The sequence below is a fragment of the Bacillus sp. FSL W8-1141 genome (genome assembly GCF_038593205.1).
GTDB lineage: Bacteria > Bacillota > Bacilli > Bacillales > Bacillaceae > Bacillus > Bacillus altitudinis.
In genome coordinates this window covers 2,021,129-2,033,564 of sequence record NZ_CP151973.1, presented here as the reverse complement: position 1 = coordinate 2,033,564, position 12,436 = coordinate 2,021,129, and the positions used below count along the sequence as shown (strand labels likewise).

Genomic DNA, 12,436 nt, shown 5'->3' with positions numbered 1-12,436 from the left:
AGTGAAATGGGACTTTTATAAGTCCCTTTTTTTAAAAGCAGGTGAAAAAATGAAAATTATTGCTGTCACAGGGTACAAGCCATTTGAGCTTGGGATCTTCAAACAAGACGAGCCTGCACTTCAATACATAAAAGCGGAACTTCGGAAAAGGCTGACGGCACTCATTGAAGACGGGCTGGAATGGGTGCTCATTTCAGGTCAGTTAGGGGCAGAAATATGGACAGCTGAAGTGGTCTTTGAGCTTCAAGAGGAGTTTCCAGATTTAAAACTTGCTGTCATTACACCATTTTATGAACAGGAAGAGCGCTGGAATGAACAAAATAAAGAGCTGTATGAAGGCGTTCTTGCACAAGCTGATTTTGTAGAAAGTGTCACGCATAGACCGTATGAAAGTCCGGCACAATTTAAACAAAAGAACCGCTTTTTTATTGAAAAAACGGACGGCCTTCTCGTCTTATATGATCCCGAGCACGAAGGCTCGCCAAAATATATGATCAAAGAAGCTGAAACCTATACCGATTACCCAATTATGTATATCACAATGGATGATTTAAGAGCACAGGTTGAGGCGGAAGATCCGTTTTTTGACTAAAAGCAAGAGAAAATTTGACAACGTCACGTATTTCTGAAAAAATATACTATGAATTCACGATATGAGGTGAAAAAGATGCTTGCTGATAAAGTAAAGCTTTCTGCGAAAGAAATTTTAGAAAAAGAATTTAAAACAGGTGTCCGAGGGTATAAACAAGAAGAAGTCGATAAATTTCTAGATATGGTCATTAAAGACTATGAGACATTCCATCAAGAAATTGAAAAACTCCAACAAGAAAACCTTCACTTGTCAAAACAGCTTGAAGAAGCGGTTGAGCAAGGGAAAAGACAGCCTGCACAGTCCAATACAACAAACTTTGATATTTTAAAAAGACTATCTAATCTTGAGAAACACGTTTTCGGCAGCAAACTTTATGATTGAGTAATACCAAAAAAGCTTGTGTCAGATGACATTGTCGTTTATAATAACGCATGTTGATTAACGTTCGGGTAATCGCTGTAATGCTTTGACATTGCAGAGGAAAGTCCATGCTCGCACGGTGCTGAGATGCCCGTAGTGTTCGTGCCTGGCGAAAAAATAAGCCAGGGCAGCCTGGGAAAGGCTGACGGCAGGAAAAATGCCTACGTCCTTTTAGGATATGGCAAAGTATCCTTGAAAGTGCCACAGTGACGAAGTCTCACTAGAAATGGTGAGAGTGGAACGCGGTAAACCCCTCGAGCGAGAAACCCAAACTTGGTAGGGGAACTTTCTCAAAGGAACCAAACGGAGAGAAGGACAGAGAATTCTGTAGATAGATGATTACCACCTGAGTACGAGGCTTTTGCCGTTTGCAGTACGATGGAACAAAACATGGCTTACAGAACGTTATATCCGTTATCATAAACATGATGAAATCAAAGCTCTCCTATTTCTACATATGGAGAGCTTTTATCTTGATTAAGAAAAGAACGAGAAAACAGGTGATAAACAAATGAAAACCTATACACTCATCGCAACAGCGCCAATGGGAATTGAAGCGATTGTTGCAAAAGAAGTAAGAGACCTCGGGTATGAGTGCACCGTAGATAACGGAAAAGTTATTTTTCAAGGAGATGCACTTGCCATTTGCCGTGCGAATCTATGGCTGCGTACAGCAGACCGGATCAAGGTCCAAGTTGCTGAATTTTCGGCTAGAACATTTGATGAGCTTTTTGAACAGACTAAAGCCATTGACTGGGCCACATTTTTACCGAAAAATAGCACATTTCCCGTCATTGGTAAATCTGTTAAATCTCAGCTTGCCAGTGTGCCGGATTGTCAGCGCATCGTCAAAAAGGCTATCGCGCAAAAACTTAGATCGTCTTACAACATACAGTCTGAATGGCTAGAAGAGACAGGCCCTGAATACAAAATCGAGGTAGCGCTTTTAAAAGATAAAGTATTGCTGACGCTTGATACGTCTGGTGTGGGTCTTCATAAACGTGGATACCGTGCAGATCAAGGGGGCGCGCCGATTAAAGAAACCCTTGCAGCGGCGCTTGTCTTATTAACGAACTGGACACCTGACCGTCCGTTTGTCGATCCTTTTTGCGGATCAGGAACAATTGCTATTGAAGCAGCGATGATTGGACAAAACATTGCCCCTGGATTTAACCGTGAGTTCGCATCTGAATCATGGGAATGGATCGGTGAGGACGTTTGGAACAAAGCACGTCTTGAAGTAGAAGAAAAGGCGAACTATGATCAGCCGCTTCACATTATCGCGAGCGATATCGATCATCGTATGGTAGAGATTGCGAAACTGAACGCAGAAGAAGCTGGACTTAGTGAACTGATTCAATTTAAGCAAATGCAAGTGAAGGACTTTCAAACAAAAGATGAGTATGGTGTGATTGTCGGAAATCCGCCTTACGGTGAACGTCTCAGCGATAAGCCAGCTGTGGAAAAAATGTATCAAGGCATGGGCGAAGCATTGAAAAATCTAGATACGTGGTCCATTTACATTTTAACGTCACATGAAAAATTCGAAGAGTGTTTCGGAAGAAAAGCGACGAAAAAGAGAAAACTGTTTAATGGATTTATTAAAACAGACTATTATCAATACTGGGGAAAACGCCGGCCTAGAAAGCAAACAACTGAATCGTAACAAATGTCCACACCACGAGAAGGTGTGGATTTTTTATGCTAAAAAGGTATAAGTCTTGACGGGACGGAATAAACTGAACTTGATTTTAAAAAAAGAGGTGTCTTCATGATTCATTATGATCAATTTCAGTTAATTCAAAAAGCACTCGCTTCAACAGCCCGAGAAATAGAAGGGATTGAAACGGGACAATCTGCTAAACTTACGGCAGCCATCGAGAACTTAGCAATGGCTCAAAACTACATAGACCATTCAGAGCACGCATTTTTAATGAAGGAAAGCTACCAGCATCGCCTGCGCTCTTAAAAAAAGATTGTCATACCCCAGCATAAATGTTACTATTGAATGTCTGAATGATTCAAAAGTTGGGGGTTGAAGCAGGTGACAGCATCTCGTTTGCCTTTTTCATTAACAAAAGAACATAATTTTTACGAAGAACTGGGCAACTGGATTGGTGATGTGTTTTATGACATTTTGCCAGAAAAGGGCTTTGATCTTCGAGATGAACAAATATTTATGGCTTTTCAGTTAGAAAGAGCCTTTAAAGAAAAAAGTGTGATGTTTGCCGAAGCTGGGGTAGGCACAGGCAAAACAATCGTTTATCTTTTATTTGCGGTCACATATGCAAGATATACAGGGAAACCTGCGATCATTGCATGTGCAGACGAAACGTTAATTGAACAGCTGGTCAAACAAGAAGGTGATATCTATAAAATTGCCAATCACCTTGATATTCAAATAGATGCGAGATTAAGTAAATCGCATGATCAATATTTATGCTTAAAGAAACTAGAGAAAACGATGCAACGTGAAGATGATGAGAAGTGGCTCGACATTTATGAATCGCTTCCTTCATTTGTTCATGAATCTCATGGGATGCAGACATTTTATCCGTATGGTGATCGAAAAGAGTATCCAGAATTAACAAATGATGAGTGGTCAAGAATTGGTTATGACTCTTTTCAGGACTGCTTAACGTGCGACATGCGGCACCGCTGTGGCTTGAATTTATCAAGAGACCATTACCGAAAAGCAACAGACCTCATCATTTGTTCTCATGACTTTTACATGGAGCATGTATGGACAAAGGAGTCACGTAAACGTGAAGGACAGCTGCCGCTCCTTCCTGAGCATAGCTCTGTTGTATTTGATGAAGGACATCTTCTTGAGTTTGCAGCACAAAAAGCGCTAACATACCGAGTGAAGCAATCAACACTTGAGACGTTTTTGGAGCGTCTTTTGCAAAATGATATTCGTGAAGAGTTTGCAGAGCTTGTTGAAGATGCACTTGCAACAAACGATCAGTTCTTTTATCTCTTAAAAACGAATGCCAAAGAAATCAAAGGATCACACCGTCTTGAAATTGGTCGTGTAGATGAGGTAAAGCGTTCAGCAAGTGAATTATGTGATTTGCTTGAGAAGATTGGAGAAGCGCTCGTATTTGAATCAGAGATGTACACAATTGATCAATACGAATTGTCTGTTGTGGAAGAGTACATTGAGCAGATGGCGTATTCTCTGTCGCTTTATCAGAAAAATGCCATTAGCTGGCTGGAGAAGCAGGAATTAGATACCACCTTTGTCGTCATGCCAAAAACGGTAGCAGAAGTTCTCGGTGAAAAGGTATTTTCGCAAAAAATCCCTTATATTTTCTCATCTGCTACGTTGTCTGAAAATCAATCATTTGATTATTTAGCTGAAAGCCTTGGGATCAAAGATTATTTATCCATGAGTGTGGCTTCGCCGTATGATTATGAGGAGCAAATGCAAATGTATTTCCATGGAATTCAGCAGCCAATGACAGAGTCAGCTGTAAAAGGTCAGCACGTGCTATCTCAGGTAAAAGAAAATGGCGGTCGATCTCTTATTTTATTCCCTTCATTTGATGAACTGCATGTATTTAGAAAGCAGCTCGATGCATCAAATGAATCACTGCCTTTCCATGTGTATTTTGAAGGAGACGAGGAGATCAGTACCATTGTTCAAAAGTTCCAAGCGGATGAAACATCTGTGTTATGTTCCGTTCACTTGTGGGAAGGGCTGGATATTCCAGGACAGTCTCTAACAAATGTGGTCATTTGGGGACTTCCATATCCACCGCATGACCCAGTATTTGAAGCAAAACGGAATGAAGCGAAAGATGCATTTACTGAAGTAGACCTTCCGTACATGCTGCTTCGTCTAAGGCAGGGCATTGGGAGACTGATTCGGACAAGCCGAGATGCTGGCAGCATTCATATTTACTTTGGCAGTCAGAAAGATATTGAGCTGCAAAGTAAAATTGAATCCGTTCTTCCAGTAAAGCCAGTGATCTCTTAATGATAGAAAACCATTCAATAAGAGGAGGATACGATCAGCGTATCCTCCTTTTTCATTGACAAAAGAACATTTATTGAAGTAGCCTTGAAACGTACATACATATTTTATTGATTGGGGGAACGAACGCATGAGTCTTGAATCAAAAGAGAAAGCGTTTTATCAATTACTAGGAAAAATCGCCCATTATACAGAGGCGCTTCATTTACTTTATTGGGACTCTCGAACACAAGCGCCTAAAAAAAGCGCTGATTTCAGAGCAGAAACCATCGGTCAATTATCCAGCGATATCTTTAATATGAAGACTTCTGATGAAATGAGAGATCTTCTTGATGCATTAAATAAAGAGAAAGAAAAGCTGTCAAAAGACACGCAGAAGGCACTCGAATTATCGCAAAAAGAATATGATGAAAACAGTAAAATTCCAAAAGAAGAATTTAAAGAATACTCCATTCTTCAATCAAAAGCAGAACATGTTTGGGTAGAAGCAAGGGAGAAATCAGATTTTTCACTCTTTGCACCCTATTTAAAACAGCTGATTGATTTTAACAAGCGTTTCATTCAGTACTGGGGCGTGAAAAAAACACCATATGATGTGCTGCTCAATAATTATGAGCCGGATATGACGGTTGAACAACTCGATCAAAAATTCGGTGCACTTCGAGATGCCATCGTTCCTCTCGTGAAAAAAATTGAAGCTTCGCCAAATAAACCGGATACTTCGTTTTTATCGAAAAGCTTCCCGATCGACAAACAAAAAGAGCTGAGTCTCTTTTTCTTAAAAGAGTTAGGGTATGACTTTGACGCAGGACGACTTGATACAACGGTTCATCCATTTGCTGTGACATTAAGCAGAGGGGATGTACGTGTGACGACGCGTTATGATGAGCACGATTTTCGCATGGCGATCTTTGGCACCATTCACGAATGCGGCCATGCCATTTATGAACAAAATATTGATGAGGCACTGAGCGGAACGCTCTTATGTGACGGGACATCAATGGGTATTCATGAATCACAGTCTCTTTTCTTTGAGAACTTTATCGGCAGACATGAAGATTTCTGGAAAACGTATTATCAAAAACTGCAAGAAGCATCTCCTGAACAATTTAAAGATGTCACTTTAGAAGAATTTGTGCATGCGGTGAATGAATCGAAGCCGACTTACATTCGAATTGAAGCAGATGAACTCACGTATCCACTTCACATTATTATTCGCTATGAAATTGAAAAAGCCATTTTCAATGAAGAAGTAGCAGTTGAAGATCTGCCAGCGTTATGGAATGAAAAATATAAAGCATATCTTGGCATTACGCCGCCTAACGATGCGCTTGGTATTTTGCAGGATGTTCACTGGTCTGATGGTAGTTTTGGTTATTTCCCTTCATATGCACTTGGTTATATGTATGCGGCGCAATTAAAGCAGCAAATGATCAAAGATTTACCGAATTTTGATGAACTGATTCAAAATGGGTCTTTTGCACCGATAAAAGAATGGCTAACGGAACATGTCCACAAGCATGGAAAACGGAAAAAGCCATCTGAAATCATTCAAGACGCAACTGGTGAAGAATTAAATGTTCAATACTTAATTGATTATTTAACAGATAAGTACACGAAACTATATTTATCATAAATGAAAGGCACCCTTTGATCAGAAGGGTGCTTCAGCGTGTAGACAAACCCTCGCATTCGTTGTCAGGGTCTGCGCGCCGGTGCTCACGAGTGTTAAATTCGCTCTGCTCCGGTGCTCGCCCTTCCTAGACTGCAAAGGTTTTCTATCACGCTGAAAAGAAGACAAAGGGCTAAAGTAAAGTTCATTTTAGCTCTTTGTCAACAATCTGAGGCACCCTTTAATCAGAAGGGTGCTTTTTTGCTGGTTGAATATTCTAAAAACGAACGTTTAAAGCTTAATGATTATTTAAGTTCGGTATTTTTCTAGAAAAGTGCTTTCCAAGCGTCTGAAATCTTGTTATAATTTGAACACTATGAAACACTCATATAATCGCGTGATGAAGGCACGCAAGTTTCTACCGGACACCGATACCGTCCGACTATGAGTGAGCAAAATGAAACAGCTTTTGTATGAGCTGAAGATCCCGTGGATCGTTTTCGCATTGCTTGCTCCTTAATGGACAGCAATGCTTTTTTTATGCAAAAAAATGAAAGTTGCTAATATGCTGGGAGGAAGAATGATGGAATTGTTACGTCAAAAGATCGAGAACGAAGGAATCGTTCTGTCAAATCAAGTGCTAAAGGTAGATGCTTTTTTAAATCATCAAATTGACCCTGTGTTAATGCATGAGATCGGTCAAGAGTTTGCTAGATTATTTAAGCATGATGGAATTACTAAAATTATCACAATCGAATCTTCTGGTATTGCACCTGCTGTCATGGCTGGACTTGCCCTTCATGTGCCAGTTGTTTTTGCCCGAAAGCGGCAATCACTGACTTTAACGGATAACCTTTTGACAGCAAGTGTGTATTCTTTTACCAAAAAAGTAGAAAGTACGATCGCTGTTTCTAACACGCACCTTAGTGAGGATGATTGTGTGTTAATCATCGACGACTTTTTAGCAAATGGAGAAGCCGCTAAGGGACTAGCTGCAATCGCAAAGCAAGCGAAAGCAAAAGTAGCTGGTTTTGGAATTGTTATCGAGAAATCATTCCAGCCTGGAAGAAAAGAGCTTGTGCAAATGGGCTATAGAGTCGAGTCACTCGCACGTATCGAATCGCTTGAGGAAGGAAAAGTCACGTTTGTACGCGAGGTACAATCATGAGTGCCACTAAAAAAGCCAAAACCCTTTCGCTAGGGATACAGCATGTACTGGCAATGTATGCAGGTGCGGTTCTTGTCCCGCTCATTGTTGGAGATGCGCTTGGGCTCACGCCAGCCCAGCTGACGTACTTAATTTCGGCAGATATTTTCATGTGCGGTGCCGCCACACTGCTTCAAGTATGGAAAAACCGCTTTTTTGGCATCGGTTTGCCTGTTGTACTAGGCTGTACATTTACTGCGGTATCTCCTATGATTGCGATTGGCTCTAAATATGGAATTTCATCTATATATGGAAGTATTATCGCCGCAGGGTGTATTGTCATTGCTCTTTCATTTTTCTTTGGGAAGCTTGTGAAATTCTTCCCGCCCGTTGTCACAGGTTCCGTCGTCACGATCATTGGAATTACCTTAATTCCGGTAGCCATGAACAATATGGCAGGTGGTGAAGGAAGTGCAGACTATGGTTCTTTTGAGAATCTTGGACTTGCTTTTCTAGTGTTGTTTATTATTGTCCTTCTCTATCGATTTACAAAGGGATTCATGAAAGCCATTGCCATCTTAATCGGCATTCTACTTGGGACAGCAGTTGCTGCTTTCTTAGGGAAGGTGGAGACGGCAGAAGTGGCGAATGCACAAGTTTTCCGCATCATTGAGCCTTTTTACTTTGGGTTGCCTACTTTTGAGTTTGCACCAATCATGACGATGACATTAGTTGCCATTGTGTCATTAGTCGAATCAACGGGTGTATACTTTGCGCTCGGAGATTTAACGAATCGTTCATTAAAAGAGAAGGATTTAGCAAAGGGATATCGTGCAGAGGGAATTGCCGTCTTATTAGGCGGTATCTTCAACGCTTTTCCATACACAGCCTACTCCCAAAACGTTGGATTGATCCAATTAACAGGTGTGAAGAAAAATCAGGTCATTGTGGTGACAGGGGTATTATTAATGGTATTTGGCCTTTTTCCTAAAATCGCGGCATTTACAACGATTATTCCTAAATCCGTTCTAGGCGGTGCAATGGTCGCCATGTTTGGCATGGTCATTGCGTACGGGATTAAAATGCTCTCACGCGTCGATTTTGCCAAACAGGAAAACTTACTCATTGTCGCATGCTCAGTTGGCATCGGGCTCGGAGTAACGGTTGTGCCGCAAATGTTTGAGTATTTGCCAGAATCGATTAAATTGTTAACAAGTAACGGAATTGTCGCCGGAAGCTTTACCGCTATTTTGCTTCATATTATTTATCACATGATTCCTTTTAAAAAAGAAACAGAGCAGGAGCTAATGGAAGAACCTAAGCAATCTGTTATGTAAACACTTCTCTTGGAGAGGTGAAAGCCCGCATCCTTTGGATACGGGCTTGTTGTGATTAGTGCTATTAATGTTGTACCGGCGGCATTGTTTCGTTAATGACTGCAAATGTATAGCCCCTTGCTTTTAGTTGTGTAATCAGGCTATCTAAATAGTTCGTGGTAGAGGGTTGATCATGCATTAAAATAACTTTTGGTTCCCATGGTTTATTTTTCTCAAACATTTGCAGTTGATTCAATACCTCTGGAACATATTGTGAATTTTTATATCTCCAGTCAAGGCTATCAATCGTCCAATCCCAGTAAATAAAGCCATTTTGGTTTAAACGTACTTTTTGATCATATGTTAAATTTGGAACACTGCCATAAGGTGTTCTCACAAGACGGGTGTAAACGCCTGTAACAGAAGCAAGAATGAGCTGAGCTTCTCTCATTTCATTTGCGGGAGACTCACTGTTCTGATAAAAGCGGTTTATATCATGCGTCATGCCATGAAGCCCTAATTGATGTCCTTCTTGATAAAGTCTTTTCACCGCTGCTTGGTGAGCTTGGATTTGCGGTCCAAGCATGAAGAATGTCGCCTTCACTTGATGTGCTTTTAAGACATTTAACAGCTGATTTGATGTAGCAGAAGGGCCATCATCAAATGTTAAAAAGACCGTTTTATTCGTTGCCTGTTGGTTTGGATTGGTCTTAAATTGTTGATCCAATGTTCTTGTAGAATGATCTTTTGCTTTCAGACTGATACTTGTGTCTCGGAAGTCACTGCTAGTAACAATTTTTGCTTGCCCATTTGTCGCCTGCAAATGGGGTTTAGACATATCCCAGATAAAAACGAGAAACAGTGTAAGAAGCACTAAACCAATTATCTTCGAGAGAAATATCGTGTTGTAGGGTGTCTGTTTTTTGGACACCTTTTTCATGACAATCACTCCAGTCAATTAAATTTTGTGCCGAATCATGTAGTAGATTCTGTCTTTTTTCACTGTTTTTCATGGTGTTCATATTGATTAAGTATACAGGAAAAAAACCCCTTTTCATATATAATCATCAAATAAATTAGTATTTTATGGTTATTTATTTGTGTTGATCAGAAAAAAAGGTGATCCATTCATGTTTAAATGAAATAATTCTGAATAGTGATCGAAAAGTTGGTATTTATACGCTAAGATAGCAACAGATTTAACCATTAATGCGAAGTGAAAGGAGATTCCGTATGAAAGTGTTGTAAAATGCCGATTTCATTGAAAAAAAGGATGCTCATGTGGATATTGGAGATAGAGGCTATCAATCGCGAAATACATAGAGAAAAGCTCTTACCGTACAAAATAAAGAAGAAACAAAAGAAAGCAAAGTCAGTACAACTGAATCAGAGATTGGCTACTATGTAAAAGGTGTACGTGAAAAGTCATTTGCTTATTCCTTTCATACAGCACTTTTACTTGAAGTAAAGGTGGGGTTTGTCTACGGTCTGCACTTCTCATTTGAGAGGTGTTTTTTTGCATAAAGCTATGTTAAATAATTCTATTAAAATTGCATAAAAAAAAGCAGGTTCGCTTGGCTTGGAACGAACCTGTGAAGGAGGAAAACTACATCATGTTTTCACCTATATTATCCAATATTTATCAATTGTCGTCAAGACAAAAAGTTAGACGGAGGAAAATATTTTGACTGAATTGTGTCGTTTTGGCATGTATATCCTTTTTTTGATTGGGGATATTAACCGAAAAAAGAGGTGAAGCCGATGGCATACATTCTTTCAGTTGGAACAAGTCTGCCAAAACATCATGTGAATCAGCAAGCAGCTGCTCATTTTGCAAGGTCTCAATTTAAACGATCGTTTAAAGATATTGATCGGCTATTAAAAGCTTTTAATAATGGCGAAATAGAGAGCAGGCAGTTTGTACAGCCTATTGATTGGTATCAAGAACATCACTCTTTTGAAGAGAAAAACGACCTCTATATCGAAAAAGCATTGGCTCATGCGAAAGAAGCCGTTTTTCACTGTCTGCATGAAACAGCGTTTCTTACAAAGCCAGTTCCTTTTGATGAGATTGATGCTTTGTTTTTCATCTCTAGTACAGGGTTATCAACGCCAAGTCTTGATGCAAAGCTGATGAATGTTCTTCCATTTTCTCCTTATACGAAACGAGTGCCAATTTGGGGGTTAGGATGCGGGGGCGGGGCGGCAGGCTTATCCCGAGCTTATGAATACATCAGGGCGTATCCAGAAGCGAAAGTGCTCGTTGTTGCCTGCGAGCTTTGCAGCCTCACTTTTCAGCCGCAAGATCAATCAAAAAGCAATTTAATTGGAACCTCGCTGTTCGGTGACGGGACTGCGGCCGTTCTTTTAACTGGAGAAAAGGCTGCCTCTAAGTATACGCGGTTAAAAACAGTACCTAAAGTGCTTGGCACGCAGTCAGTGACCATGAAAGATTCTGAGGATGTGATGGGATGGGATTTTACCGCCGACGGATTTCGGGTTATCTTCTCACGTGACATTCCGTCCATCATTTCTGGGTGGTTAAAAGAGCAAGTGGATCAATTTTTACATCAGCTAGGATTTTCAACAGAGGATGTATCCGTTTTTCTTGCTCACCCTGGAGGAAAAAAAGTGATTGATGCCTATCTTGAAAGCCTATCTTTACAAGAGCATCAGCTATTTTCTTCAAAAGAGGTTCTGAAAAAGCATGGAAACATGTCCTCTGCCACCGTTTTATATGTGATAAAGCATTTTCTTGAACATCAGTCACTAGATGCAGGACAGGTGGGGCTTTGCGGAGCACTTGGTCCAGGCTTTTCATCAGAATTATTGCTCATGAAATGGGAGGGGCTCTCGTGATGATTTTCTGGATAGTGATTGGCATTTTCATTTGTCAGCGCCTCATTGAAGTGCTTGTGGCGAAAAGAAATGAAAAGAAGGTGAAGGCGATTGGAGCAATTGAATTTGGTGCAAGCCATTATCCTTATATGGTCGCTATGCATGCAGCTTTTTTCCTCTCGCTTATTGGAGAGACATGGTTGCTGCATCGTCAACCGTCTCGTTTTTTCCTATTGCTGCTTGTGTTTCTGCTTGCTACCCAGGTGATTCGGTACTGGGCACTATGTTCACTTGGGACGTTTTGGAATACAAAAATCTTAGTCGTTCCAAATGCGATGATTGTGAAAAAGGGGCCGTATCGCTGGTTAAAGCACCCTAACTATGTGGTGGTGGCGATTGAACTGATGTTCATTCCGCTGCTATTTAACGCATTTATTACTGCCAGTTTGTTTACGTGTTTAAATGGATGGATGATGATGGTCAGAATTCAAACAGAAGAAAAAGCACTTAATCAGTATTTACTAAATTAATA

Annotated in this window: 11 protein-coding genes, 1 other RNA gene, 1 pseudogene and 1 riboswitch; of the genes and pseudogenes, 12 read left to right on the top strand and 1 reads right to left on the bottom strand. The window is 40.4% G+C overall.

Translation table 11 applies throughout. The features are described 5' to 3' along the window. Window positions 1-49: 49 nt before the first annotated feature. From NSQ52_RS10245 to pbuX, 9 genes are all read left to right on the top strand, one after another. Window positions 50-592 carry a DUF1273 domain-containing protein gene (locus NSQ52_RS10245; RefSeq protein ID WP_202394241.1) on the top strand — a complete coding sequence of 181 codons (543 nt, stop codon included), beginning with the start codon at window positions 50-52 and terminating at the stop codon, window positions 590-592. Between the two features lie 75 nt (window positions 593-667). Beyond that, a complete protein-coding gene (gene gpsB, locus NSQ52_RS10240) occupies window positions 668-973 on the top strand; it encodes a cell division regulator GpsB (RefSeq protein WP_008344631.1) in 306 nt (101 codons plus the stop codon). A 60-nt stretch (window positions 974-1,033) separates the two neighbouring features. Next, an RNA gene (rnpB, locus tag NSQ52_RS10235) (RNase P RNA component class B) lies at window positions 1,034-1,415 on the top strand. A 108-nt stretch (window positions 1,416-1,523) separates the two neighbouring features. Next, window positions 1,524-2,678: a class I SAM-dependent RNA methyltransferase gene (locus tag NSQ52_RS10230; protein ID WP_342473300.1), complete on the top strand. Its 1,155-nt coding sequence runs from the start codon at window positions 1,524-1,526 to the stop codon at window positions 2,676-2,678. 105 nt (window positions 2,679-2,783) lie between these two features. Then, a complete protein-coding gene (locus NSQ52_RS10225) occupies window positions 2,784-2,981 on the top strand; it encodes a hypothetical protein (protein ID WP_017359721.1) in 198 nt (65 codons plus the stop codon). Window positions 2,982-3,056: 75 nt separating this feature from the next. Further along, a complete protein-coding gene (locus NSQ52_RS10220) occupies window positions 3,057-4,994 on the top strand; it encodes an ATP-dependent DNA helicase (RefSeq protein WP_024718538.1) in 1,938 nt (645 codons plus the stop codon). A 127-nt stretch (window positions 4,995-5,121) separates the two neighbouring features. Continuing rightward, the gene (locus NSQ52_RS10215; protein ID WP_024718539.1) at window positions 5,122-6,627 is read left to right on the top strand and encodes a carboxypeptidase M32; all 1,506 of its coding nucleotides are present in this window, start codon (window positions 5,122-5,124) and stop codon (window positions 6,625-6,627) included. 341 nt (window positions 6,628-6,968) lie between these two features. Beyond that, window positions 6,969-7,068: riboswitch (purine riboswitch) on the top strand. 118 nt (window positions 7,069-7,186) lie between these two features. Further along, entirely contained in the window at window positions 7,187-7,771 is a 585-nt protein-coding gene (gene xpt / locus NSQ52_RS10210) for a xanthine phosphoribosyltransferase (RefSeq protein WP_008346333.1), read from the top strand. Beyond that, a complete protein-coding gene (gene pbuX, locus NSQ52_RS10205) occupies window positions 7,768-9,087 on the top strand; it encodes a xanthine permease PbuX (protein WP_342473298.1) in 1,320 nt (439 codons plus the stop codon). The genes xpt and pbuX overlap by 4 nt, the downstream gene beginning before the upstream one ends. Window positions 9,088-9,151: 64 nt before the next feature. On the opposite strand, the gene NSQ52_RS10200 is transcribed toward pbuX, so the two are convergent. Then, window positions 9,152-10,006: a polysaccharide deacetylase family protein gene (locus NSQ52_RS10200; protein WP_342461739.1), complete on the bottom strand. Its 855-nt coding sequence runs from the start codon at window positions 10,004-10,006 to the stop codon at window positions 9,152-9,154. Between the two features lie 348 nt (window positions 10,007-10,354). On the opposite strand from NSQ52_RS10200, the pseudogene NSQ52_RS10195 reads away from it, so the two are divergent. The 3 genes and pseudogenes from NSQ52_RS10195 to NSQ52_RS10185 form a co-directional block, all read left to right on the top strand. Next, window positions 10,355-10,518, top strand: a pseudogene (locus tag NSQ52_RS10195) (IS5/IS1182 family transposase); the annotation flags it as partial. 309 nt (window positions 10,519-10,827) lie between these two features. Beyond that, a complete protein-coding gene (locus NSQ52_RS10190; protein WP_342473297.1) occupies window positions 10,828-11,925 on the top strand; it encodes a 3-oxoacyl-[acyl-carrier-protein] synthase III C-terminal domain-containing protein in 1,098 nt (365 codons plus the stop codon). After that, window positions 11,925-12,434, top strand: coding sequence for an isoprenylcysteine carboxylmethyltransferase family protein (locus NSQ52_RS10185; protein ID WP_342473296.1), 510 nt, complete (start codon window positions 11,925-11,927; stop codon window positions 12,432-12,434). Before NSQ52_RS10190 ends, NSQ52_RS10185 begins: the two co-directional genes overlap by 1 nt. The last annotated feature ends 2 nt before the right edge of the window (window positions 12,435-12,436 follow it).